The 22,788-nt window shown below is 67.2% G+C and carries 22 protein-coding genes; 13 read left to right on the top strand and 9 right to left on the bottom strand.

Features of this window, described 5'->3' with window-relative positions:
* Nucleotides 1–6: 6 nt before the first annotated feature.
* From hisG to DFR39_RS09690, 4 genes are all read right to left on the bottom strand, one after another.
* On the bottom strand, nucleotides 7–645 hold the full coding sequence (hisG, locus tag DFR39_RS09675) for an ATP phosphoribosyltransferase (protein WP_133603344.1): 639 nt from the start codon (nucleotides 643–645) through the stop codon (nucleotides 7–9).
* Nucleotides 646–741: 96 nt separating this feature from the next.
* Complete coding sequence (locus tag DFR39_RS09680; RefSeq protein ID WP_133603345.1) at nucleotides 742–1,038, bottom strand: BolA family protein; 297 nt, start codon at nucleotides 1,036–1,038, stop codon at nucleotides 742–744.
* Between the two features lie 27 nt (nucleotides 1,039–1,065).
* Nucleotides 1,066–1,836: an ABC transporter permease gene (locus tag DFR39_RS09685; protein WP_133603346.1), complete on the bottom strand. Its 771-nt coding sequence runs from the start codon at nucleotides 1,834–1,836 to the stop codon at nucleotides 1,066–1,068.
* Nucleotides 1,833–2,747 (bottom strand): ABC transporter ATP-binding protein, encoded by a 915-nt coding sequence (locus DFR39_RS09690; protein WP_133603440.1) that lies wholly within the window; start codon nucleotides 2,745–2,747, stop codon nucleotides 1,833–1,835. Before DFR39_RS09690 ends, DFR39_RS09685 begins: the two co-directional genes overlap by 4 nt.
* A gap of 223 nt (nucleotides 2,748–2,970) precedes the next feature.
* Here DFR39_RS09690 and DFR39_RS09695 point away from each other — a divergent pair, with 223 nt between their 5' ends.
* Both DFR39_RS09695 and DFR39_RS09700 read left to right on the top strand, forming a co-directional pair.
* Nucleotides 2,971–3,624 carry a TetR/AcrR family transcriptional regulator gene (locus DFR39_RS09695; protein WP_133603347.1) on the top strand — a complete coding sequence of 218 codons (654 nt, stop codon included), beginning with the start codon at nucleotides 2,971–2,973 and terminating at the stop codon, nucleotides 3,622–3,624.
* 44 nt (nucleotides 3,625–3,668) lie between these two features.
* A complete protein-coding gene (locus DFR39_RS09700; RefSeq protein WP_133603348.1) occupies nucleotides 3,669–4,442 on the top strand; it encodes a tetratricopeptide repeat protein in 774 nt (257 codons plus the stop codon).
* Between the two features lie 114 nt (nucleotides 4,443–4,556).
* Here DFR39_RS09700 and DFR39_RS09705 read toward each other — a convergent pair whose 3' ends face one another.
* Nucleotides 4,557–5,999, bottom strand: coding sequence for a wax ester/triacylglycerol synthase family O-acyltransferase (locus DFR39_RS09705; protein ID WP_246030767.1), 1,443 nt, complete (start codon nucleotides 5,997–5,999; stop codon nucleotides 4,557–4,559).
* 97 nt (nucleotides 6,000–6,096) lie between these two features.
* On the opposite strand from DFR39_RS09705, the gene DFR39_RS09710 reads away from it, so the two are divergent.
* Nucleotides 6,097–6,348, top strand: a complete 252-nt coding sequence (locus DFR39_RS09710; RefSeq protein ID WP_133603349.1) for an acyl-CoA-binding protein — start codon at nucleotides 6,097–6,099, stop codon at nucleotides 6,346–6,348.
* A 24-nt stretch (nucleotides 6,349–6,372) separates the two neighbouring features.
* Here DFR39_RS09710 and DFR39_RS09715 read toward each other — a convergent pair whose 3' ends face one another.
* Genes DFR39_RS09715 through DFR39_RS09725 form a run of 3 tightly spaced genes read right to left on the bottom strand, consistent with a single transcriptional unit; the run spans nucleotide 6,373 to nucleotide 9,823 of the window.
* A complete protein-coding gene (locus DFR39_RS09715) occupies nucleotides 6,373–6,708 on the bottom strand; it encodes a polyhydroxyalkanoic acid system family protein (RefSeq protein WP_133603350.1) in 336 nt (111 codons plus the stop codon).
* Entirely contained in the window at nucleotides 6,708–7,769 is a 1,062-nt protein-coding gene (locus DFR39_RS09720) for an aminopeptidase (RefSeq protein WP_133603351.1), read from the bottom strand. Before DFR39_RS09720 ends, DFR39_RS09715 begins: the two co-directional genes overlap by 1 nt.
* Nucleotides 7,766–9,823, bottom strand: coding sequence for a molybdopterin-containing oxidoreductase family protein (locus DFR39_RS09725; RefSeq protein WP_133603352.1), 2,058 nt, complete (start codon nucleotides 9,821–9,823; stop codon nucleotides 7,766–7,768). Before DFR39_RS09725 ends, DFR39_RS09720 begins: the two co-directional genes overlap by 4 nt.
* Before the next feature lie 119 nt (nucleotides 9,824–9,942).
* Here DFR39_RS09725 and DFR39_RS09730 point away from each other — a divergent pair, with 119 nt between their 5' ends.
* The 3 genes from DFR39_RS09730 to DFR39_RS09740 all read left to right on the top strand — a co-directional run bounded on the left by DFR39_RS09730 (nucleotide 9,943) and on the right by DFR39_RS09740 (nucleotide 13,470).
* Nucleotides 9,943–11,064, top strand: coding sequence for an ABC transporter substrate-binding protein (locus tag DFR39_RS09730; protein WP_133603353.1), 1,122 nt, complete (start codon nucleotides 9,943–9,945; stop codon nucleotides 11,062–11,064).
* Nucleotides 11,065–11,174: 110 nt separating this feature from the next.
* Nucleotides 11,175–12,371, top strand: a complete 1,197-nt coding sequence (locus DFR39_RS09735; RefSeq protein WP_133603354.1) for a M20 aminoacylase family protein — start codon at nucleotides 11,175–11,177, stop codon at nucleotides 12,369–12,371.
* 1 nt (nucleotide 12,372) lies between these two features.
* Nucleotides 12,373–13,470: a M14 family metallopeptidase gene (locus DFR39_RS09740; RefSeq protein WP_133603355.1), complete on the top strand. Its 1,098-nt coding sequence runs from the start codon at nucleotides 12,373–12,375 to the stop codon at nucleotides 13,468–13,470.
* On the opposite strand, the gene DFR39_RS19830 is transcribed toward DFR39_RS09740, so the two are convergent.
* Nucleotides 13,460–13,624, bottom strand: coding sequence for a hypothetical protein (locus tag DFR39_RS19830; RefSeq protein WP_162849478.1), 165 nt, complete (start codon nucleotides 13,622–13,624; stop codon nucleotides 13,460–13,462). The genes DFR39_RS09740 and DFR39_RS19830 overlap by 11 nt on opposite strands.
* Before the next feature lie 148 nt (nucleotides 13,625–13,772).
* Here DFR39_RS19830 and DFR39_RS09745 point away from each other — a divergent pair, with 148 nt between their 5' ends.
* The 7 genes from DFR39_RS09745 to DFR39_RS09775 all read left to right on the top strand — a co-directional run bounded on the left by DFR39_RS09745 (nucleotide 13,773) and on the right by DFR39_RS09775 (nucleotide 22,780).
* The gene (locus DFR39_RS09745; protein ID WP_133603356.1) at nucleotides 13,773–14,345 is read left to right on the top strand and encodes a DUF1415 domain-containing protein; all 573 of its coding nucleotides are present in this window, start codon (nucleotides 13,773–13,775) and stop codon (nucleotides 14,343–14,345) included.
* 22 nt (nucleotides 14,346–14,367) lie between these two features.
* Nucleotides 14,368–15,264, top strand: coding sequence for a LysR family transcriptional regulator (locus DFR39_RS09750; RefSeq protein WP_133603357.1), 897 nt, complete (start codon nucleotides 14,368–14,370; stop codon nucleotides 15,262–15,264).
* Nucleotides 15,265–15,311: 47 nt separating this feature from the next.
* Nucleotides 15,312–16,217, top strand: a complete 906-nt coding sequence (locus tag DFR39_RS09755) for a J domain-containing protein (protein WP_133603358.1) — start codon at nucleotides 15,312–15,314, stop codon at nucleotides 16,215–16,217.
* Between the two features lie 176 nt (nucleotides 16,218–16,393).
* A complete protein-coding gene (gene groES / locus DFR39_RS09760; protein WP_133603442.1) occupies nucleotides 16,394–16,684 on the top strand; it encodes a co-chaperone GroES in 291 nt (96 codons plus the stop codon).
* A gap of 54 nt (nucleotides 16,685–16,738) precedes the next feature.
* Nucleotides 16,739–18,376, top strand: coding sequence for a chaperonin GroEL (gene groL, locus DFR39_RS09765; RefSeq protein ID WP_133603359.1), 1,638 nt, complete (start codon nucleotides 16,739–16,741; stop codon nucleotides 18,374–18,376).
* Between the two features lie 115 nt (nucleotides 18,377–18,491).
* Nucleotides 18,492–20,498: a DUF1631 family protein gene (locus DFR39_RS09770; RefSeq protein WP_133603360.1), complete on the top strand. Its 2,007-nt coding sequence runs from the start codon at nucleotides 18,492–18,494 to the stop codon at nucleotides 20,496–20,498.
* Complete coding sequence (locus DFR39_RS09775) at nucleotides 20,498–22,780, top strand: patatin-like phospholipase family protein (protein ID WP_133603361.1); 2,283 nt, start codon at nucleotides 20,498–20,500, stop codon at nucleotides 22,778–22,780. The genes DFR39_RS09770 and DFR39_RS09775 overlap by 1 nt, the downstream gene beginning before the upstream one ends.
* The last annotated feature ends 8 nt before the right edge of the window (nucleotides 22,781–22,788 follow it).

Raw genomic sequence — 22,788 nt, forward strand, 5'->3', positions numbered from 1 at the left:
GCGATCTCACTTCGGAATGGCGGTGGCAAAGGCGTCGATCAGCGCGCGCAGCGGCGCGCGCTTGAGCTTGAGCGAGGCCTGGTTGACCACCAGGCGGGAGGAGATGTCCATGATGCGCTCCACCTCCACCAGCTTGTTGGCGCGCAGGGTGCTGCCGGTGGAGACCAAGTCCACGATGGCATCGGCCAGGCCGGTCAGCGGCGCCAGCTCCATGGAGCCGTAGAGCTTGATCAGGTCCACGTGCACGCCCTTGTCGGCAAAGTGCTGGCGGGCAATCTGGGTGTACTTGGTGGCCACGCGCAGGCGCGAGCCCTGTTTGACGGCGCTCTCGTAGTCGAAGTCGGCGCGCACCGCCACGCTCATGCGGCATTTGGCGATGTTCAGGTCCAGGGGCTGGTACATGCCGGCCAGGCCATGCTCGATCAGCACATCACGGCCGGCCACGCCCAGGTCGGCACCGCCGTACTGCACATAGGTGGGCACGTCGGAGGCGCGCACCAGCACCACGCGCACATCCTCGCGGTTGGTGGGCAGGATGAGCTTGCGCGAGGTTTCGGGGTCTTCGAGCACCTCGATGCCGGCGGCCTTCAGCAGCGGCAGGGTTTCTTCGAAGATGCGGCCTTTGGACAGCGCCAGGGTGATCATGATTGCTTGTCGTCCTTCTGCTCGGGGGAGGAGGACGGCAGCGAGTCACCAGCAGGCGCGGCGCATCACCGCCATCCGCCTAGACGGATGGGGTGTTCAGGGATGGTGATGGGCCGCCGGCGCGGTCGCGGCTTCGGCGGGAGAAGGCTGAGAGGACACCGTCCATTCGGCCGGCGTCAGGGTCTTCATGGACAGCGCGTGGATCTGCTCACGCATGCGGTCGCCCAGGGCCTGGTAGACCCGTTGATGACGGCGCACCCGGTTCAGCCCCTCGAACTCGGTGGAGACGATGGTGGCGAAGAAGTGCCGGCCGTCGCCTTCCACCTGCAGCTGCTCGCAGCGCAGGCCATCGGCAATGTATTGCTGGACTTCGGCGGGGGTGGGATCGGCCATGATGGTCGGCATTCTAGCGGCAGGTGTTTAGCCGCGGATTTTGTAGCCCCTGCGCAGCAGCTCCAGCGCGATGGCCGAGACCACCACAAAGGCCGTGCCCACGATGGCCAGGCTGAGCCAGGGCGAGACATCGCTGATGCCGAAGAAGCCCCGGCGGAAGCCGTCGATCATGTAGAAGAAGGGGTTCAGATGGCTGATGCCCTGCCAGAAGGGCGGCAGCGACTTGATGGAATAGAACACGCCCGACAAAAAGGTCATGGGCATGATGATGAAGTTCTGGAAGGCCGCCATCTGGTCGAACTTCTCGGCCCAGAGGCCGGCGATCAGGCCCAGGGCGCCCAGCATGCCCGCGCCCAGGGCCGCGAACACCAGGATCCACCACGGCTCGGCAAAGCTGGGCGGCGCAAACCACACCGTCACCAGGAACACGCCCGTGCCCACGGCCAGGCCGCGCACCACCGAGGCGCCCACATAGGCCATGAACCAGGCCCAGTGCGAGAGCGGCGTGACCAGCAGAAAGACCAGATTGCCGGTGATCTTGCTCTGGATCAGGCTGGACGAGCTGTTGGCAAAGCTGTTCTGCAGCACGCTCATCATCACCAGGCCCGGGATCAGGAAGCTGGTGTAGCCCACCGCGTCATAGACCTTCACGTGGTCTTCCAGCACATGGCCGAAGATCAGCAGATAGAGCACGGCGGTGAGCACCGGTGCGGCCACGGTCTGGAAGCTCACCTTCCAGAAACGCAGCACTTCCTTGTAGAACAGCGTCCGAGCGCCCTGCAATTTGATGGCGCTCATGCACCCACTCCTTGTTCTGCGCCATTCATGATTTCCAGGAACACGTCTTCCAGATCGGCACGGCCAATCTCCAGGTCTTCCACCGGCACCTGGGCGGCGCGCAGGGTGGCCAGCATGGTCTCCACCTCGGCGGCGTCATGCGCCTTGATCTGCACGATGCGACCGGTCACGCGCGACTGCGCGGCCAGTGCCGGCGGCAGGGCCGCATCGGTCTTGAAGCGCAGCATGGTGGAGGCCCGGCCCGAGAGCAGGTCGCTGGTGCGGTCCAGCGCCACCACCCGGCCCAGCTTGAGCATGGCGATGCGGTGGCACAGGGCCTCGGCCTCTTCCAGATAGTGGGTGGTGAGCAGCACCGTGTGGCCCTCGCGGTTCAGGCGCGCGATAAAGGCCCACAGCGTCTGGCGCAGTTCCACATCCACGCCCGCGGTCGGTTCGTCCAGCACGATGACCGGCGGCCGGTGCACCAGGGCCTGGGCCACCAGCACGCGGCGCTTCATACCGCCCGAGAGCTGGCGCATATTGGCTTTCGCCTTGTCGGCCAGGCCCAGGTTCTCCAGCAGCTCATCGATCCAGGCGCCATTGCCCTTGACGCCGAAATAGCCGCTCTGGATCTCCAGGGCCTCGCGCACGCTGAAGAAGGGATCGAACACCAGCTCCTGGGGCACGATGCCCAGGGCGCGGCGGGCGGCGGCATAGTCGGCCACCACATCGTGGCCCATCACCTTGACGCTGCCGCCGCTGGCCTGGGACAGGCCGGCCAGGATGGAGATCAGGCTGGTCTTGCCCGCGCCATTGGGGCCCAGCAGACCGAAGAACTCGCCGGGCTGGATGTCGAAGGACACGCCGTCCAGGGCGCGCACCGAGCCGCCCCGGTAGGTCTTGCTGACGTTCTGGAAGGAGATGGCCGGCAGACCGGACGCAGGTGTTGGCATGGGCATGATGGCGGCGGATTGTAGGGAGGCCGACCACCGGCTGCCGAAGCAAGCCTTTTAGGCGCTGTTCGAGACGGCTCGCCATGATCTGCCTCTTTCTTGCGCCAACACGCTTGAGGATGAGCACAGATCACAACAAAAAGACGGCTTCCGGCCTCCGCAGGCTGGGAAGCCCCGGCGCTTGATGCCAGAATCGGCGCCCATGGTCGTCAAGAAACCGCGCCGTACCGCCGAGCGCATCCTCGAAGTCACGCTGGATCTGTTCAATCGCTTCGGCGAACCCAATGTCTCGACCACGCTGATCTCGGCCGAGCTGAACATCAGCCCGGGCAATCTCTACTATCACTACCCGGCCAAGGACGAGCTGATCAATGCCCTGTTCGGGGCCTATGAGCGCGAGCTCAACCAGCTGCTGGGTGCCTCGGACAATGTGCGGCATGTGGAGGACGCTTGGCTTTTTCTGCACATGCTGATCGAGCTGGTCTGGAAGCACCGCTTCCTCTACCGCGACCTCAACGATCTGCTCAGCAAGAACCGCAAGCTGGAAACCCACTTCAAGGAACTGCTGGAGCGCAAGGGGCAGGCCATGCGCGCCCTGCTCTCGGGCCTGCAGCTGGGCGGGGCCATCCCGCGCCTGGACCCGCGCGAGGCCGGCCCCCTGGCCGACTCCATGGTGGTCTTGCAGAGCTACTGGCTGAGCTATGAATATGTGCGCGACCCACGTCACGCCCTGGAACCCGACCGCGCCGGTGCTGCCCTGATGCGCGGTGCCTTCCATGTACTGAGCCTGCTGCTGCCCTATCTGGAGCCGGGTTCACGCGAGCATCTGCTGGGCCTGGCCGAGAAGTACCGCTAAGCCCAGATACCCCGCCCTCACGGCCCGACAAGGAGACTGACAGCATGGCCAAGTGGACCGCCTTCCCCTACGACAACAGCGCCTTCCGCTACGACGCCGCCTCGCTGAAGAAGCACTGGGCCCGCCTGCATGCCGGTGATGCCGAGCCCTGGCCCAAGGACACGGCGGTGCAGCAGGCCTGGATCCACTTTCATGCCGGCGAGTTCCAACAGGCGCACGAAGCCGGTCTGGCCGCCGGCTCGGCCGGCATCACCGTGGCCAACAAGGCCCAGGCCATCTACGCCAACTACCTGGAAAAGAAGGAAAAGACCAAGCTGGAGATGTTCCTGGCCGTGGCCGAGCGGGCCGAGGCCCAGCAGGCCGAGGAACCCAAGAACGCCAACGCCTGGTACTGGCAGGCCTATGCCATCGGCCGCTACGGTCAGGGCATCAGCGTGGCCAAGGCCCTGGCCCAGGGTCTGGGCAGCAAGGTCAAGACCGCGCTGGAAACCACCATCCAGCTGGCACCCAAGCATGCAGACGCCCATATCGCCCTGGGCGCCTTCCATGCCGAGGTGATCGACAAGGTGGGCAAGCTGCTGGGCAAGACCCAGGGCGCCGACACCGCCACCGGCCTCAAGATGTTCGAGCAGGCGCTCAAGCTCAACCCGGGCAGCGCCATCGCCATGATCGAGCGCGCCAACGGCCTGGTCATGCTGGAGGGCGACAAGCGCCTCAAGGAAGCCGAGGCCCTGTATGCCGATGCCGCGGCCTGCCAGCCCATGGATGCCATGGAATACCTGGACGTGGAGCTGGCGCGGGAAGAGCTGGAAGAATAAAACGTAGTCGCCCGGCCCACCGGGCCGGGCTCGGTCAGTCCTGCCCCGGCCGCCCCATGCAGGACATGGGTCGGCGCTCGGACCGCGTCGCCCGGCCCACCGGGCCGGGCTCGGTCAGTCCTCGCCCCAAGGCAGCATGAGGGTGAGGGTCAGCAGGGTGTTGAACTCGGGGGCAAAGCCACGCACCACGGCCGCCGGGTCGGGGCAGAGCTGGGCATCGGCAATCAGGCCGAACTGCACCTGGCCGGCATAGGTCAGCACCGAGACGCCCAGGCCGATATCGCCGGACTGGGGCACCCAGAACATCACCCGCTCCACGGTCGAGCCGCAGAACTTCAGCGGCTGGGCCGGACCCGGCACATTGGTCATCACCGCCGTGGCCTTGCGGGCAAAGACATTGAGCATGGCGTGCTGCACCGGCTTGATCAGCAGGCCGGCCACCGAGAGCAGGCCAAAGGCCAGCACCGGCTGGAAGCTGCCCTTGAGCTCCTGCATGCGCGCCTTGACCGCATAGAGCCGCTCCACCGGATTGGCAATGCCGATGGGCAGCACCAGAGGCACCAGACCGAACTGGTTGCCCAGCTGGTGCGCCTTCTCCTGCGAGCGCAGATTCACGGGCACCATGACCCGGATCTCCTTGCCCGCGGGGTCCTCGCCCCGCTCGCTCAGATAGCGCCCCAGGGCGCCGGCCACGCAGGACAGCAGCACATCATTGACCGAGGCGCCCAGGCCCTTGCCCACCGCCTTGACGGCATCCAGTGGCAGCAGCTCGGCCCAGGCCACCTGCTTGCGCTTGCCGGGCTTGCCCTTGAGCGAGGTGTGCGAGTCGTCGGGCATCAGGGCAAAGGCGGCGATATCGCTCACCGCCTGATAGCCCATGCGCGCCACCTCCAGGGATCCGTCCAGCGGGTCCGGCGGGTTCACCAGGGTCTGCAGTCCCAGGCCCGCGCCGGCGCCGGCCAGGCGTATGGCCTTGATGCTGGCATTGCTCAGGGGGCGCAGCAGGGCGTCGCTCAACCAGTCATGGTCGTCCTGGGGCTGCTGCTGGCGCCGCGGCGGCGCCTTGCCGCCGTCGGTGATGGACAACATCACCGAGATCAGGGCAATGCCATCGGCAATGCAGTGATGGATGCGCACGATCAGGGCGCTGGCGCCGTCCTCGTAGTCCTCCACCAGCTGGATCTGCCACAGGGGATGCGCCGTATCCAGAGGCGTGGCGGCCAGCTCGCCCACCCGGGCCTGCAGCGCCGACTCGGCCGACTGCCCGCGCAGCGGCAGCAGGATCTCGGCCTGCACATGGCGGCCGATGTCGAAGTCCTCGTCCTCCACCCATTGCGCGCCCAGGGCGTCTTCCACCACCTTCTGGCGAAAGCGGGTGTACTGCAGCAAGCGCGCTTCCACCCGCTCGCGCAAGGCGGCCAGCGACAGGCGCGGCCGCATGACCCAGACCCCGACGATCATCATCAGATTGGCTTCGGTGTCCATGCGCAGCCAGGCGGTGTCCACCCGTGACATGCGTTCGAGCTGTGCGGCCAAACCCGTCTCCTTGTTCTGCATCTCGCGTGGTCTTCTAGAGTACCGTCCCCAGACAATGCTGGGTAACATCGCCGCCGTCCATACCGATCAACACCAAGCCCATCCCCCGGGAGACATGATGAGCCTCAAGGACCAGTTCGAAGCCGCCGTTGCCGACTCCAAGAACCTGCCGGAGCGTCCGGACAATATGACCCTGCTGAAGATCTACGCGCTCTTCAAGCAGGCCAGCAGCGGCGATGTCGAGGGCTCGCGCCCGGGCTTCACCGATATGGTGGGCCGCGCCAAGTACGACGCCTGGGCCGGCCTCAAGGGCACCAGCAGCGAGGAGGCGATGCAGCAATACATCGACCTCATCGAGTCTCTGAAGTAATCAGCACCCCATCAAGGCGGGCGCTCAGCCCGCCTTGCTCTTCTTGCCAGCGCCTTTTTTCTTCGTCGGCTCGGCCGCCAGCAGCGCGTCCAGCGCGCCCTCGATCTCGCGCTCGATCTGGCCCTTGAAGGCGCCCAGCAGCAGGCCCAGCTTGGCCTCCAGCTCAAAGTGGTCGGGTGCCACGATCAGCTGGCCCTTCACGCCCGAGCGCACGAACTCCACGGTGTCGCTGGTCTTGCCCTCCAGCACGGTGCAGGACATGTCGAACTTGGACTCGGCCTGCTCGGCCCAGGCCCAGGCGATTTCGCGGGCGCGCGACAGGCCCAGATCATGCTCGCGGTGAATCTTGATATCGGCCATCAGGGGCTGCTCCTCGTGCTGAGTTGTTGGCGACGCTGCGCCTTGGGCAAGTCTGCCAGACGCCGGACCTCGGCGTAAAAACGCGGCCAGTCGCGCCCGCAGCGCTCGAACAAGGCCTCGAAGTCCGGCACCAGGCCCAGATAGGCCGCCTGGATGGCCAAGCTGGCATTGTTGGCGCCAGCCAGCCAGCCGGCATAGGCGGGCTGCAGCTCGGGCTCGGCCCGCAGCCGGGCAAAGAGCTCGGCCTTGGCCGCGCGCTTGGCGGCCTCGTCCAGCGGCCCCGCGTACAGGGTCTGAAGCTGGGCGCGGTAGTCCTGGGTCAAGGCGCGGAAGCGCTCGCGCCGCTCCTGGTGGCGGCGGTACTGCTCGCGCGCCGCGGCATCGCCCTCGGCCGCCAGCCAGGCCTGCACGCCCAGACGCTCCACGGCCGTGGCAAAGGCCTCGTTGAACTCGGTGTCGTCCGCCGCATAGGCCACCTGATGGGCCAGCTCGTGGAAGACCAGGCGCGCCAGCTCGCCCTCGGGATAGTGGATGAAGGTGTTGAGCAGGGGGTCGCCACCAAACAGCCAGCTCCAGCCCAGGGTGGAGTAGGCCGGCACGCCATAGACCAGCACGTCCAGGCCCTCCTCGCGCCGCAAGGCCGCCGCAAAGGCCTCGGCCTCGGCCCGTTCAAAGAAGCCGCGGTAGCCCGCGCAGCCCATCACCGGATAGCACCAGGTCTTGAGCTGTAGGCCCAGCTCCGGCGCGGCCACCACATTCCAGACCGCCGCGCCGCGCCCCAGGTCCGCATAGCGGCGGTAGCTGGCGTTGTCCGGCAGGGCCAGCTCGCGCGAGGCGAAGTCACGGATGCGCTGGCTCAGGCGCAGGCGCTCGCGCAGCTCGGGCGCCAGGGCCGGGTCCTGCAGCAGGCGCTCCACCGGCTGGGCCGCGCCCACCAGACGCAGATGGCCCGAGGCCGCCTGGCCCAGATAGCCGATCTGAGCGCAGCCCGAGAGCAGCAGGGCCGAGAGGCCTGCCAGCCCGGCCAGACCAACCCGCAAGGCCCGCGAGGCCCGCTTCATGCGCCCGCGGACTCCACCTCGACCAGGCAGTCGTAGAAGCTGGGCGCCTGGCCCAGATCGGTGAGGCGCTGGTGGGTCACTTCATTGACATTGCTGCCGCGCGGGCCGAGCTTGCGCCACCACACGCCCAGGCCGTTGACCACGCCGGGCCGCGCCCGCTCGCTGATGCGGGCCGTGCAGTGGTAGCTACCGCGCTCGTTGAACACGCGCACCAGGCTGCCATCGGCCAGACCGCGCGCCGCGGCATCGCTGGCGTGGATCTCCAGCAGGGGCTCGCCCTCGATATCGCGCAGGCTCTTGACGTTGACGAATGATGAATTGAGGAAGTTGCGCGCCGGCGGCGAGATCATGGCCAGCGGGAAGCGCCGTGCCAGCTCGGGCGTGGAGCGGGCGCTCTCGTAGTTGGGCACATAGTCGGCCCCGCCGGCCTGGGCCTTGCCGTTGGGCGTGAAGAAGCCGCCCTCGGCAAAGGGCGCTTCTTTCAGCGGCAGGCTCTGCCAGCCCTGCGCGGCCAGGGCCTCGAAATCGATCTCGGCCGTGAAGGCCTGGCGGGCCAGCTGCTCGTCGCTCTCGGCGAAGCAGGGCTCGGTAAAGCCCATGCGGGCGGCCAGCTCGCGGAAGATCTGGGTATTGGGCTTGGCCTCGCCCAGCGGGGCCACGGCCGGGTGGTTGATCAGCACATCGGTATGGCCGTAGCTGGTGTGCACATCCAGATGCTCCAGCTGGGTGGTGGCGGGCAGCACATAGTCGGCCAGATCGGCCGTGTCGGTCATGAAGTGCTCCAGCACCACGGTGAAGAGGTCGGCACGCTGGAAGCCCTTGACCACCTTGGGCGACTCCGGCGCCACCGCCACCGGGTTGCTGTTGTAGACGATCAGGGCCTCGATCCTGGGGCCGAAGTCCGCGCTGCTCTCGCGCAGCAGATCGTCGCCGATGGTGCTCATATTGATGCTGCGCGGCTGGCGCCCGGCCAGCAGCTCGGGCCGGTCCAGGGCGGCGGTGTTCTTGTAGGCCGCGAACCAGCCGGAGCTGGAGAGCAGCAGGCCGCCCGCGCGGTGGCGCCAGGCGCCGGTCAGGCAGGGCAGCAAGGCAATCAGGCGCACCGCATTGCCGCCGCCACGCACGCGCTGCATGCCGTAGTTCAGGCGGATGGCGGCGGGCGCCTCGAGCGCATGGCGCTGGCCGTAGTCGCGCGCCAGGCCGCGCACCTCGTCCGGGCTGATGCCGCAGACCTCGGCCACGCGTTCGGGCGGCCAGGCCAGGGCCTTGGCGCGCAGCTCCTCCCAGCCCTCCACATGGCGGCCGAGGTAGTCATGGTCCAGCCAGTCGTTGTGGATCAGCTCGTGCATCAGGCCCAGGGCCAGGGCGCCGTCGGTGCCGGGCAGCAGGGCGATGTGCTGATGGCATTTGTCCGCGGTCTCGGTCTTGCGCGGGTCGATGCAGATCAGCTTGGCGCCCTCGCGCTTGGCCTTGTTGGCATAGGTCCAGAAATGCAGATTGGAGGCAATCGAGTTGCTGCCCCAGATCAGGATGAGCCGGCTCTCCGCGAAGAAGGGCAGGTGCATGCCCACGCGGTTGCCATAGGTGGCGTTCAGGGCCGCGGCGCCGGCCGAGGCGCAGATGGTGCGCTCCAGGCGCGAGGCACCCAGCTTGTTGAAAAAGCGCGCTGCCATGCCCTCGCCCTGCAGCAGGCCCATGGTGCCTGCATAGCTGTAGGGCAGGATGGCCTCGGGGTCACGCGCCGCAATCGCCTTCAGGCGCGCGGCGATATCGTCCAGGGCCTCATCCCAGCTCACCGGCACGAAGCGCGGCGCCTCGGTCTTGGCGCTGATGCGCTTCAGGGGCTGGAGCAGGCGCTCGGGGTGGTAGGTGCGCTCCGGGTAGCGCGAGACCTTGGTGCACAGCGCACCATGCGTGCTGGGGTGATCGGCCTGGCCCTGGACCTTGATCACCCGCCCCTCCTCCACCGTGATGCGCAGGGCGCAGGTATCCGGGCAATCGTGTGGACAAGCACCTTTGACGATGCGGGTGGCGACGGTAACAGCAGGATTCATGCGTGAACTATTGCATAGGGTGCCCGACGCAGAGCCGGCTTGCCGACCCTGCGGCAACGCGAAACACGGGGTGGCGAGCACAATTCAAGCCATTATTGCTTGCCATCCGGAGAGTTCACTTGCGTCGTCGACAAAGCCTCAGCGCCCTTGCCAGCCTGGCCCTGGCCCCCTTGTGGGCACGGGCCCAGGAGCGGCGGCGCATCGTGCTGGGCCAGTCCTGCCCGCTGACCGGGCCGGCCGCCCAACTGGGCCTGCAGATGCAGGCGGGCGCCAAGCTCTTCTTTGACGGGGTCAATGCCGCCGGCGGCATCAACGGCCTGCCCATCGAGCTGCAGACCCTGGACGACGGCTACGAGCCCGATCGCTGCAAGGCCAATACCGAGAAGTTCATCGCCGAGGATGTGCTGGCCCTGTTCGGCTATGTGGGCACGCCCACCGCCCTGGCCGCCCTGCCCCTGGTCAACCAGCACAGGCTGCCCTTCTTCGCACCGCTCACGGGTGCCGAGGCCCTGCGCGAGCCGGTCAATCGCTGGGTCTTCCATCTGCGCGCCTCTTACGGCGACGAGACTGCCCTGATCGTCAAGCAGATGACCCAGCTGGGGCTGAACAAGATTGCCGTTTTCCATCAGAACGATGCCTATGGCCGTGCCGGCCTGGACGGCGTGCAGAAGGCCTTGCTGGCCCGCAAGCTGGCCCCCCAGGGTGTGGCCACCGTGGAGCGCAACAGCGTGAACGTGGCGGCCGCGGTCAAGACCCTGGTCGCGGCCCAGCCTGATGGCATCGTCCTGGTCAGTGCCTACAAGAGCTGCGCCGCCTTCATCCGCGAGGCCCGCAAGGCCGGCTATGGCGGCGTGTTCTACAACGTCTCCTTCGTCGGTACGCAGGCCCTGTTGGACGAGCTGGGCAAGGAAGCCTCGGGCGTGGTGGTCAGCCAGGTCATGCCCTACCCCTTCGGCACCGCCACCGGCGTGGTGGCCGAGTACCAGGCCGCCCTGCAGCGTGCGGGCGGCACGCTCAAGCCCAACTACACCAGCATCGAGGGCTATCTGGCCGCCAAGGTACTGTGCGAGGGCTTGCGCCGCATGGCCAAGCCCAGCCGGGACGGTTTGGTCAACGCCCTGGAGTCCATGGGCAACTACAACGCGGGCGGCTTCAGCGTGCGATTTGCGCCCGGCCGTCGCGAGGCGTCCAGCTTTGTCGAGCTGTCGATGCTGACGGGCGACGGCAAGGTCCGGCGCTAAGGCGCTGCGGCCCCGCGGCGGCGCCTGCAGCGCCACAACCCCACGGGTAAACTCAAGACGAACGGCGGCCCGCTGCCCTGCGCGGGCCGCTCTTTTTACGGAGTGCCGCCATGAAGTTGATCGATTCCATCCTGGCCGATGCCCCCAGCATCGCCACCCTGCGACGCGACATCCACGCCCATCCGGAGCTGTGTTTCGAGGAAGAACGCACCGCTGATCTGATCGCCCGTGCGCTCACCGAATGGGGTATTCCCGTGCATCGCGGTCTGGGCAAGACCGGGGTGGTGGGCATCGTCAAGAACGGTACGTCGGATCGCGCCGTGGGTCTGCGCGCCGACATCGACGCCCTGCCCATGACCGAGCACAACCACTTCGCCCACGCCAGCAAGCACCCGGGCAAGATGCACGCCTGCGGTCATGACGGCCACACCGCCATGCTGCTGGCCGCGGCCAAGCATCTGGCCAAGCACCGCAACTTCGACGGCACCGTCTACCTGGTCTTCCAGCCCGCCGAGGAAGGCGGCGGTGGCGCCCGCGAGATGATCAAGGACGGCCTCTTTGAGAAGTTCCCCATGGAAGCCATGTTCGGCGCCCACAACTGGCCCGGCATGGCGGCCGGCCAGTTCGCCGTGAAGAGCGGCCCCGTCTTCGCGTCCAGCAACGAGTTCAAGATCACCATCCGCGGCAAGGGCTCGCACGCCGCCCTGCCACACAACGGCATCGACCCGGTGCCGGTGGCCTGCCAGATGGTGCAGGCCTTCCAGACCATCATCACCCGCAACAAGCGCCCCATCGATGCCGGCGTGATCTCGGTGACCATGATCCACACCGGCGAGGCCACCAATGTGGTGCCCGACAGCTGCGAGATCCAGGGCACGGTGCGCACCTTCACGATCGAAGTGCTGGACCTGATCGAGCGCCGCATGCGGCAAATCGCCGAGGCCACGGCCCAGGCCTTCGAGGCCACGGTGGAGTTCGAGTTCAGCCGTAACTACCCGCCCACCACCAACCATCCCAAGGAGACCGAGTTCGTGCGCTCGGTGCTCGGCGATATGGTGGGTGCGCACAACGTGCATGAGTTCGAGCCCACCATGGGCGCCGAGGACTTCAGCTACTACCTGCTGGAAAAGCCCGGCTGCTACTTCCTGATCGGCAATGGCGATGGCAGCCACCGCGAGGGCGGTCACGGCATGGGCCCCTGCATGCTGCACAACCCCAGCTACGACTTCAATGACGAGCTGATCCCCCTGGGCGGCTCCATGTGGGTGCGCATGGCCGAGACCTGGCTCAACTCGCCCAAGCCCTGAGATGAGCGCCGCCGCCCATTTCGCGCAGAGCTATGCCGAGGCGCGCCAGAAGTTCCTGGCCGCGGCCGAGGCCGCCCACCTGGATGTCGAGCCGCACTGGCATCCGCTGCTGGGGCGGGATGGCGAGCGCCTGGCCATGGATGTGCTGCGTCAGGGACCGCGCGATGCCCGGCGTCTGCTCATCATCAGCAGCGCCTGTCATGGCGTGGAGGGCTTTTGCGGCTCGGGCATCCAGACGGCCCTGCTGCGCGACCCGAGGTGGCACGAAACGCTGCAAGCCCAGCGCGATCTGGCCGTGCTCTACATCCACGCGCTCAACCCGCATGGCTTTTCCTTCTGGCGCCGTGTCACCCAGGAGGGGGTGGATCTCAACCGCAACTTCCATGATTTCGCCCACCACGCCGCCTTGCCGGCCAACCCGGGCTACGAGGAAATCGCGTCCGCGCTGCTGCCGACCCACTGGCCACCCAGCTCGGCCGACGAGGCCGTGCTGCGCGACTATGCCGACCGTCACGGCGAGCGTGGGCTCCAGACCGCCGTGAGCAGCGGTCAGTACACGCATGAGCTGGGCTTGTTCTACGGTGGCCATGCCCCGACCTGGAGCAATGTGACCCTGCGCCATGTGCTGGCCGAACAGGGCCAGGGTGCGCAGCACATCGCCTGGATCGACCTGCACACGGGCCTGGGCCCCTGCGGTCATGGCGAGCGCATCTGGGCCGGCCGCGACGACGCCACCGCGATTGCCCGCGCCCGCCAGTGGTGGGGACCGGAGGTGACCTCCATTTACGACGGCAGCTCCAGCTCCGCCCCGCTGCAAGGGCTGATGTGGAATGCCATCCACGAGGCCTGTCCCTCGGCCACCTACACGGGCATTGCCCTGGAGTACGGCACCGTGCCCTGGTCCCAGGTGGTCGATGCGTTGCGTGCCGACCATTGGCTGGAGGCCCATCCGGAGGCGCCGGCCGAGCTGGCGGCCACGATCAAACGCCAGATTCGCGATGCCTTCTATGTGGATCGCGAGGACTGGAAGCAGCAGCTGGTGGAACAGGCCGCCGTCGCGGCCCGTCAGGCCCTGATCGGCCTGGCGTCTAGTCGCTGATCACGGCCTCGTTCGCGGCCGGCGGACCGGAGGGCGGCAGGGGCTGGCCGTCCATGGGCGAGGCGGCCGACTTGCGCTGGGCCTTCTCGTCCTTCTTCTTCTTCTTGGCGAGCTCTCGCTGTCGCTTCTCGAACTGGTAGTTCGGCTTGGCCATAAAGAGCTTTCTCGGTTTGACAATCCCCGACCATACCCCAGTTGAGCACCGTCTCGGCGCCAGAACTCAAGATATTGTGCTGCGCAGCATAGACCTGCACACACCGCCCGGCCGCAAACACGCGCGGGCGGCCTGCTAGGCTTGGCATATGAGCGAACACCCATCCAACCTCCCAACGGCCGACCAGGTGCAGGCCGAAACCCAGCTGTGGCTGGAGAAGGCCGTGATCGGTCTGAACCTCTGCCCCTTCGCCAAGAGCGTGCATGTGAACCAGCGCCTGCGCTATGTGGTGAGCGAGGCCGCCACGCCCGAGGCCCTGCTCAAGGAGCTGGCGCACGAGCTGCTGTTGCTGCGCCGCAGCGACCCCGAGGAGATCGAGACCACGCTGCTGATCCACCCGCAGGTGCTGAACGACTTCCTGGACTTCAATGACTTCCTCGGCGCCGCCGACGCCCTGGTGGAAGACCTGGAGCTGGACGGTCTGCTGCAGGTGGCCTCCTTCCATCCGGACTACCAGTTCGAGGGCACCGAGGTCGAGGACATCAGCAACTACAGCAACCGCTCCCCCTACCCCACCCTGCATCTGCTGCGCGAGTCCAGCATCGAGCGGGCGGTGGAGACCATGGAGGACACCGACAGCATCTACGAGGCCAATATCCAGACCCTGGAGAAGCTGGGGCTGGAGGGTTGGCAGGCCCTGGGCCTCAAGACCAGAAGCTGACCCTCTCCCGCACCGGCACCGCATGCTGAACTACCGCCATCTCTACTACTTCTGGGTCGTGGCCAAGGAGGGGGGCTTTGCCCGCGCCGCCGAGCGCCTGGACATGGCCATCCAGACCATCAGTGCCCAGGTCAAGGCGCTGGAGCAGGACCTGGGCCACCAGCTGCTCAAGCCGGTGGGCCGCGGCGTGGGCGTGACCGAGGCCGGGCAGGCCGTGCTGGCCCGGGCGGAGGAAATTTTCCAGCTGGGCGCCCTGATACCCGAAGAGGCGGCAGCAGCGGCCTCGGGTCAGTTTGTGCGTCTGGCGGTGGGCATGTCGGATGGCCTGTCCAAGCTGGCCGCGCATCGCCTGCTGCAGCCCGTGCTGAACACGCCGTCGCTGCGCCTGGTCTGCCATGAAGGCGAGGTGGAGCAACTGCTCAGCGAGCTGGCGATGCACCGGCTGGATGTGGTGCTGGCCTGCCAAGCGCCCACACCGAACTCCAATCTGCGGCTGAGCAGCGAGCGACTGATGGTCTCGCGTGTGGACTGGTACGGCCCCACGGCCCTGATCAACCGCGCCCATATCGAGGACTTCCCGGCCTGCCTGGGTCGCCTGCCCCTGCTGCTGCCCACCTCGCATGCCGCGCTGCGCGCGCGCATCGACCGCTGGTTTGAAGCCCGCGGCATACAACCCTGCATCGTGGGCGAGTTCGAGGACAGCGCCCTGCTGAGCCTGTTTGCTGCCCAGGGCATGGGGGTGTTCCCGGTGACGGCCCTGGGGGCCGCGGACCTGGCCAGCATGCGCGGCCTCAAGCTGCTGGGGTGCAGCGACGGTCTGCATGAAGAGATCCACGCCCTCCGCTCGCGGCGTGGCATGCACCACCCGCTCGTGGTTCGGATGCTGGAAGCGGCCCGCCATGAGGCCGCGCAGGAATAGCCCCACCGGCCCCTTGGCCCCGCGGGATTGCGGGCAGAATCCGCAGCATGAACGGCCCGCTCATCACCCGCCATGATTTGGAGCGCCGCCATGCGGCGCTTCAGGATCTGCGGCGCTATCTGGCGGAGCAAGAGCGAGACTTCGAGCGGCAGCGCCTGGGCCTGCAGGCGTTTGCCCAGCGCTACCAGGCGGCCGTGGGCGCGCTCTACCAGGAGCTGGATGCGCTGGAGGCGCAGTTGCAGCGCAGCACCGAGGCCCTGCTGGGATCCCTGCTGCGCCAGGGCATAGAGCTCGGGCTGCCTGAAGCCGGGCCCCTCACGGCCGGTCGGCTGCCCGAGGCCCAGCGGCCCCGCATGGCTCAGCTGGCGCGCCTGGAGGGCCTGCCGCCAGCCACCGCCCTGCCCCCCGTGCCGGTGGGCGTGGACATCGCGCAATGGGCCCCACCCACGCTCAAGATGCTGTACCGACGGGCCGCCATGCGCATACACCCCGACCGCGCAGCCAACGACGCCGAGCGGCGGGAGCGCGAACAGCTGATGATGGCCGTGAACGCCGCCTACGCGGCCGGCGAGCGCTGGCGCCTAGAAGCCATGCTGGTGGCGGCGGGCGAGGATGTACTCAAGGTCTGCGGCGGTCAGGCCCAGGCCCTGCGCAACTGGCTGGCTCATTGCGAGAACCTGGTGCAACAGCGTCTGCGCCTGGTCAACGACTATCTGGAGGCCCTCAGCGGCACCGGCATGTACCGGCTCTGGCGCAGCGTGGAGCAGGCCGAAGCCCGCGGCCTGGATCCGCTGGCCACCATGGTCATGCAGCTGCGCGCCCAGGTGGTCGAGCGCCGCAAGGAGCTCTACATCAGCGCCCGCCTCAAGCCGGACTCCAGCCTGGCGCGCGCCTTTCTGCACCAGCGGGTGGGCCGCCAGAGCGGCGCCCCCAGCCGAACCGGCAGCTGCTGACCCCCTCTTGAAAGCCGCGGGCTCGCCCCTATAATCCTCTTGCTAGCACTCACCAAAGCCGAGTGCTAACGAATGAGCCAAGGCCTGTCAGCAGGCTGCGGACGGTATTCATGGCGAGCCGCACCGGTGCGAATCCGGGCCGGTCCGCCAGCCCCGAGAAATCTCAAGGAGATGTGATGAAACTGCGTCCTCTGCACGATCGCGTGATCGTTAAGCGCCTGGAAAACGAAACCAAGACCGCTTCCGGCATCGTCATCCCCGACAACGCCGCCGAAAAGCCCGACCAGGGCGAAGTGCTGGCAGTGGGCCCCGGCAAGCGCAATGACAAGGGCGATTTCGTGGCCCTGAACGTGGCTGTGGGCGACCGCGTCCTGTTCGGCAAGTACAGCGGCCAGTCCGTCAAGGTTGACGGCGAAGAGCTGCTGGTGATGCGCGAAGAGGATCTGTTCGCCGTCGTCGCCAAGTAAGCGACACAACGCACAGAACCCACTCATCTAGATACAGATTTCGGAGAAATAGACATGGCAGCAAAAGACGTTGTCTTCGGCGGCGAAGCTCGTGCTCGCATGGTCGAGGGTGTGAACATCCTGGCCAACGCCGTCAAGGTCACCCTGGGCCCCAAGGGCCGCAATGTGGTGCTGGAGCGCTCCTTCGGCGCCCCCACCGTCACCAAGGACGGTGTCTCGGTCGCCAAGGAGATCGAGCTCAAGGACAAGCTGCAGAACATGGGCGCCCAGATGGTCAAGGAAGTTGCTTCCAAGACCAGCGACAACGCCGGTGACGGCACCACCACCGCCACCGTGCTGGCCCAGGCCATCGTGCGCGAAGGCATGAAGTACGTGGCCGCCGGCATGAACCCGATGGACCTGAAGCGCGGCATCGACAAGGCTGTGCAAGCCCTGGTCGCCGAGCTGAAGAAGGCCTCCAAGGCCACCACCACCTCCAAGGAAATCGCCCAGGTTGGCACCATCTCGGCCAACAGCGATGCCGACGTCGGCCAGATCATCGCCAACGCGATGGACAAGGTCGGCAAGGAAGGCGTGATCACCGTTGAAGACGGCAAGAGCCTGAACAACGAGCTGGATGTCGTGGAAGGCATGCAGTTCGACCGCGGCTACCTGTCGCCCTACTTCATCAACAACCCGGAAAAGCAAGCCGCGATCCTGGACAACCCCTTCGTGCTGCTGTACGACAAGAAGGTGTCCAACATCCGTGACCTGCTGCCCACGCTGGAAGCCGTGGCCAAGGCCGGCCGTCCGCTGCTGATCATTGCCGAGGAAGTCGAGGGCGAAGCCCTGGCAACCCTGGTGGTCAACACCATCCGCGGCATCCTGAAGGTAGTGGCCGTCAAGGCTCCGGGCTTCGGCGACCGTCGCAAGGCCATGCTGGAAGACATCGCCATCCTGACCGGCGGCAAGGTCATCGCTGAAGAAGTGGGCCTGAGCCTGGAGAAGGTGACCCTGGCCGACCTGGGCCAGGCCAAGCGCGTCGAAGTGGGCAAGGAAAACACCACCATCATCGACGGCAACGGCGCTGCTGGCGACATCGAAGCCCGCGTCAAGCAGATCCGCATCCAGATCGAGGAAGCCACCAGCGACTACGACCGCGAGAAGCTGCAAGAGCGCGTGGCCAAGCTGGCCGGCGGCGTGGCCGTCATCAAGGTCGGTGCTGCCACCGAAGTCGAGATGAAGGAAAAGAAGGCCCGCGTGGAAGACGCGCTGCACGCCACCCGTGCCGCCGTTGAAGAGGGCATCGTGGCCGGTGGTGGCGTGGCTCTGCTGCGCGCCAAGCAAGCGGCTGGCGAAATCAAGGGCGACAACGCTGACCAAGACGCCGGCATCAAGCTGGTGCTGAAGGCCATCGAAGCCCCGCTGCGCGAGATCGTCTACAACGCCGGCGGCGAAGCCTCCGTCGTCGTGAACGCTGTGCTGGCTGGTTCGGGCAACTACGGCTTCAATGCCGCCAACGACACCTACGGCGACATGATCGAAATGGGCATCCTGGATCCCACCAAGGTCACCCGCACCGCCCTGCAGAACGCCGCCTCCGTCGCGTCGCTGATGCTGACCACCGAGTGCATGGTTGCCGAGGCCCCGAAGGATGAGGCCGCTGCACCCGCCATGCCCGGCGGCATGGGCGGCATGGGCATGGACATGTAAGTCCTGCCCGAGCGACACCTCAAGACGCTCGAATGAAGGGGCCGCGCAAGCGGCCCCTTTTCATTTTTGACGTGGGGCAGGACCATAATTCGCCATCCCCTGCACTGCCGCGTTCATGTCCTCGCCAGCCGCCCTCACTCAGACCTCCCTGATCGCCGACGCCCTGGCTCACCTGCCCATGCTCACCCGCCAGGTGCAAGACGGTATCCATGAGGCCATCAACGGCAACACTCAGCACCGCCAGTTGCTGGAGCCGTGGCAGCGTCATCGCCTTCGCTTCGTCGAGCATTTCGAGCAAGCCCTGACCCCGCTGCTGGCCGCCGGTGCACGCGGCGAGGATCCCCTGCCACGCCGCACACCCCGAGGCGTGGACGAGCTAAGCTTGGTGGATGAGCGTCAGGCCCTGCATGATGTTTCCCTGGCCCAGGTGATTCAGGCCGTGGAAGACGGCAGCCGCAACGAGCTCTACCAGTTGGGCAATTTCTTCGCCGCCTTGCGTGGCACAGCGCGCGCCCGCAAGGACGACAACCCCCTGCGCCCCGGTGTCTTTGCTCACGCTCTGCAGCAAGCGTTGAGTTGGCCCGAACTGGATGCCGAGGGTCACTACGCCCTGATGCGCGTCGCCGCCCAGCCCCTGTCCAAGGCCATACAGCCGCTCTACACCACCCTGTGTGCTCAGCTGCGCGCCGCCGATCTGGCGCCGCTGATCGCCAGCCGCGGCCTGTCTCAACAAAGCGCTGACCAGGACCGTCTGCGCCGCATCAGCAGGGCCTACGAAAACCTGCCAGGTGTACATACGGAGCCGGCCACACTGGACGGCCTGGCCCGTCGCGTCGACGCCTACAACTCGCGTCCCCAATTGCTGGGCGCCCTCAGCGAGGGCAAGGGGCGCGATCTGCTGACCCGGCTCTATGACCAGATCCTGGCCGATCCGCGCCTGCTGCCGCCGGTCAAGGCCTTGCTGGCCCGGCTTCAGGTGGTTGTCGTCCGCCTGGCCGCCAGCGACCCCAGCCTGCTGCGTCGCCAGGATCATCCGACCTGGAAGCTGCTGAACCGGGTGGGCAGCCATGGGGCGGCCTTCGAGCGCGCCGACGAGCCACGCCTGCAAGACTTTCTGCGCTTCATGAACGCGTGCATTGACGAAGTCGCAGCCCAGCCCCGGCCCGGCGCGGCACAGTTCCAGGAGTTGCTGGACCGCGTCGAGGCCTTCATCAGCCATCAGGCCCGCCAGGGCGGGGAGCGCAGCTCGATCAAGCTGGCCAGCCTAGAGCGGGAGCGCCAGCGCGAAGGCTGGCTGCGCGTGCTGGCGGAGCAGATCCGTGACCAGTTGGCGGAATCCCCCGAGGCTCGCACCAGTGCCTTGCTGCGCGACTTCCTACGCAAGGACTGGACCCGGGTGATTGTCCAGGCCATGGTGGAACACGGACGCGATGCACCGCAGGCCCAGGCCCGCATCGAGCTGGTCGATGCCCTGCTGGCGAGCCTGCGACCCTTGCGCAACGAGGCGGAGCGCCAGGCCCTGCGGGCGCGGCTGCCGGCGCTGGTGCAGGCACTGAACCAGGGCTGCGAGTCCATTGCCCTGCCGGCAGCGCGCTGCAAGGCCCTGATGGACGAGCTCATGCATCTGCATGGCCGCCTGCTGCTGGGCCCGACTGGGCAGCCAGTGGCGCCGGAGCCGCAGCATGTGCCCCCCCTGGACCCCGAGGCCCAGCTGCAGGCCCTGCTGAGCGAGCGGGAATCACTGCAGGGGTCGCGCTGGGCGCATGACGAGGTGGATCGCAGCCGCCTGCCCACGGTGCCGGTGGGGCTCTATTCCTCGGCCGATGCCGCAGCCTCGCGCCAGGCCCTCAACCAATGGATCGCCGGCCTGAGCATAGGCCGCTGGTACCACCTCTTCGTGCAGAGCCAATGGACCACGGCGCAGCTGGCCTGGGTCAGCGACAGCCGGCAGTACTTCCTGTTTGTGGGCCAGGACGGCGAGGAGCGGCACTCCCTGACCCGCGGCGCGCTCGAACACCTGCTCAGCCACGGACTGATCACCGGCCTGGAGGACGAGGGCGATATGGTGCAGCGCGCCATGAGCACCCTGATGCAGGACCTGGACAGCTCAAACACCCCCTGATGCCTCGCTTGCTTTCCCTGACCCTCTGCTGCGCGATCGCCTGGCTGGCACCGAACGCCGGACTGCAGGCGCAGACGCCATCCGGCGCCGCCACAGCGGCGGTGGCAGCCTCGCAACCGGCCGAGCGCCCGCGCCTGGGCCTGGTGCTCTCGGGCGGCGGCGCTCGCGGCCTGGCTCATGTGGGCGTGCTCAAGGTGCTGGAGCGAGAGCGCATCCCCGTGGATGTGATCACGGGCACCTCCATGGGCGCCATCATCGGCGGCCTCTACGCCAGCGGCATGAGCGCCAGTGCCATGGAGCGCGAACTCCTGCCCCTGGCCTGGGACCGTGTGTTTGCCAGCCGCGTGGAGCGACAGCATCTGTCCCAGCGCCGCAAGGAGGAAGACTTCGAATTCTCCGCCGTGCTGGAGATGGGCATGCGCGACGGCGAGGTCCGCGTACCCCAGGGCACCTTTTCCAGCCGCGGCCTGGAAATTCTGCTGCGCCGCTACACCCTGCCGGTGCGCCAGGTCCAGGACTTCGACCGCCTGCCCACCCCCTTCCGCGCCGTGGCCACCGATATGGAAACCGGGCGGCAGGTGGTGCTGGCCGAGGGTGATCTCGCCCTGGCCCTGCGCTCGAGCATGAGCGTTCCCGGCCTGTTCTCCCCGGTGGAGTGGAAGGAGCGCATCCTCGGTGACGGCGGGCTGGTGAACAACCTGCCTGTGGATGTGGCCCGCAGCCTGGGAGCCCAGCGTCTGATTGCGGTCAATGTGGGAACCCCGCTCTCCGGGCGCGCCAGCCTGGGCACCCTGGTCGGCGTGACCACACAGATGATCAACATCCTGACCGAGCAGAATGTGCAGCGCTCGCTGGCCAGCCTGTGGGAAGACGATGTGCTCATCACCCCCGAGCTGGGGCAGCTGGGCTCGGCCGACTTTGACAAGAGCCGCGAGCTGATCGAGCAGGGCGAGCGCGCCGCACAGGCCTTGCTGGAGCGTCTGCGCCCGATGGCGCTCAGCCCCGAAGACTATGCCCAGTGGCAGGCACAGCGCCGCGGCTCCAAGCCCCCGGCGTTCAAGCCTCGCATCGAGGCCCTGGCGTTCGAGGGGAGCGAGCAGACTCGCCCGGAGCGCCTGGCGGCCCAGCTGGAGAGCCGCCCCGGCCAGGACTTCGACCCGGCCCGTGCCGAGCGCGACGCCCGCCTGCTGGCCTCGTCCGGCGACTATGTGCGCGTGGACTACCACCTGGAAGAACGCCCCGGCGGCGAGACCCTGGTCTTTGGCATGGAAGACAAGCCCTGGGGCCCCAACTACTTCCGCATTGGCCTGGACCTGAGCACCGACTTCTCGGGCGAGAGCAGCTTCAATCTGCGTGTCAGCCACAACCGCCACTGGTTGACGCCGACCGGCACGGAATGGCGCAATCAGCTCAATCTGGGCCAGACCCCCAGGCTCTACAGCGAGCTCTATCAACCCCTGACCCTGCGGGTGGGCAAGACCGCCGACTGGTTTCTCTCGGGCTGGGGCACGCTGGAGCGACGGAACATCAGCATCTACGAGCCCGACAGCGGAGAAAATCTAGCCCGGGTCTCACGTTCCGCGGGCACCCTGGGTCTGGATCTGGGCCAGCCTTGGGGCCAGTGGGGCGAGGTGCGGCTGGGCGTGTTCAGCGAGGCCTGGCGTTTCAAGCCCGAGATGGTGCCGATCGACCCCATCCCTGGCCAGCTGGGAACCACGTGGCGTGAGACCGCTTGGCGCCTCAAGGCCGTGGTGGACCAGCTGGACTATGCGGACTTTCCGCAGCGCGGCTATCGCCTGACCCTGGATGCGGTCAACGGCCATGTTCAGGGGCGAGGCCAGGAACGGGAGCGCTCCCGCCGCGTGGAATTGCAGGCCAGCGGCGCCTACAGCCTCGGGCGCAACACCTTCAACGCCCATCTGCGGCTGTTTGACTCCAAGCAGTCCGAGAACTCCACCCAGGGGCCCTACACCCTGGGTGGCTTCCAGCAGCTCTCCGGCTACAAGCCGGGCCAGTTGCTGGGCAACACCCTGGTGTTCGCACGTGCGGGCTACTACCGGCGCCTGAGCGAGACGCCGCTGCTGACGCGCGGACTCTTCATCGGAGGCTCCCTGGAGGCGGGCAATGCCTGGAACAGCCGCCGCGATGCCCGCGGCAGCGATCTGCGTCACGCCATGAGCCTGTTCATCGGGGCCGACACCGGCCTGGGCCCGCTTTACCTGGGCCTGGGCCATGCGCCTGAGGCCGGCACGGCACTCTACCTCTTCATCGGCCGGCCCTGAGTCTGCAG

It is taken from the genome of Roseateles asaccharophilus, from assembly GCF_004362405.1.
Classification (GTDB): domain Bacteria; phylum Pseudomonadota; class Gammaproteobacteria; order Burkholderiales; family Burkholderiaceae_C; genus Kinneretia; species Kinneretia asaccharophila.

What these genes read in the sequence shown, in the direction of transcription:
- DFR39_RS09755 (WP_133603358.1), top strand. Translation starts at nt 15,312, where the DNA reads ATGAACGGCCCGCTCATCACCCGCCATGATTTGGAGCGCCGCCATGCG.
- DFR39_RS09720 (WP_133603351.1), bottom strand. Translation starts at nt 7,769, where the DNA reads ATGAAGCGGGCCTCGCGGGCCTTGCGGGTTGGTCTGGCCGGGCTGGCA.
- DFR39_RS09680 (WP_133603345.1), bottom strand. Translation starts at nt 1,038, where the DNA reads ATGGCCGATCCCACCCCCGCCGAAGTCCAGCAATACATTGCCGATGGC.
- hisG (WP_133603344.1), bottom strand. Translation starts at nt 645, where the DNA reads ATGATCACCCTGGCGCTGTCCAAAGGCCGCATCTTCGAAGAAACCCTG.
- DFR39_RS09705 (WP_246030767.1), bottom strand. Translation starts at nt 5,999, where the DNA reads ATGCAGAACAAGGAGACGGGTTTGGCCGCACAGCTCGAACGCATGTCA.
- DFR39_RS09775 (WP_133603361.1), top strand. Translation starts at nt 20,498, where the DNA reads ATGCCTCGCTTGCTTTCCCTGACCCTCTGCTGCGCGATCGCCTGGCTG.
- DFR39_RS09745 (WP_133603356.1), top strand. Translation starts at nt 13,773, where the DNA reads ATGAGCGAACACCCATCCAACCTCCCAACGGCCGACCAGGTGCAGGCC.
- groL (WP_133603359.1), top strand. Translation starts at nt 16,739, where the DNA reads ATGGCAGCAAAAGACGTTGTCTTCGGCGGCGAAGCTCGTGCTCGCATG.
- DFR39_RS19830 (WP_162849478.1), bottom strand. Translation starts at nt 13,624, where the DNA reads ATGGCCAAGCCGAACTACCAGTTCGAGAAGCGACAGCGAGAGCTCGCC.
- DFR39_RS09710 (WP_133603349.1), top strand. Translation starts at nt 6,097, where the DNA reads ATGAGCCTCAAGGACCAGTTCGAAGCCGCCGTTGCCGACTCCAAGAAC.
- DFR39_RS09725 (WP_133603352.1), bottom strand. Translation starts at nt 9,823, where the DNA reads ATGAATCCTGCTGTTACCGTCGCCACCCGCATCGTCAAAGGTGCTTGT.
- DFR39_RS09695 (WP_133603347.1), top strand. Translation starts at nt 2,971, where the DNA reads ATGGTCGTCAAGAAACCGCGCCGTACCGCCGAGCGCATCCTCGAAGTC.
- DFR39_RS09715 (WP_133603350.1), bottom strand. Translation starts at nt 6,708, where the DNA reads ATGGCCGATATCAAGATTCACCGCGAGCATGATCTGGGCCTGTCGCGC.
- groES (WP_133603442.1), top strand. Translation starts at nt 16,394, where the DNA reads ATGAAACTGCGTCCTCTGCACGATCGCGTGATCGTTAAGCGCCTGGAA.
- DFR39_RS09770 (WP_133603360.1), top strand. Translation starts at nt 18,492, where the DNA reads ATGTCCTCGCCAGCCGCCCTCACTCAGACCTCCCTGATCGCCGACGCC.
- DFR39_RS09685 (WP_133603346.1), bottom strand. Translation starts at nt 1,836, where the DNA reads ATGAGCGCCATCAAATTGCAGGGCGCTCGGACGCTGTTCTACAAGGAA.
- DFR39_RS09700 (WP_133603348.1), top strand. Translation starts at nt 3,669, where the DNA reads ATGGCCAAGTGGACCGCCTTCCCCTACGACAACAGCGCCTTCCGCTAC.
- DFR39_RS09750 (WP_133603357.1), top strand. Translation starts at nt 14,368, where the DNA reads ATGCTGAACTACCGCCATCTCTACTACTTCTGGGTCGTGGCCAAGGAG.
- DFR39_RS09740 (WP_133603355.1), top strand. Translation starts at nt 12,373, where the DNA reads ATGAGCGCCGCCGCCCATTTCGCGCAGAGCTATGCCGAGGCGCGCCAG.
- DFR39_RS09735 (WP_133603354.1), top strand. Translation starts at nt 11,175, where the DNA reads ATGAAGTTGATCGATTCCATCCTGGCCGATGCCCCCAGCATCGCCACC.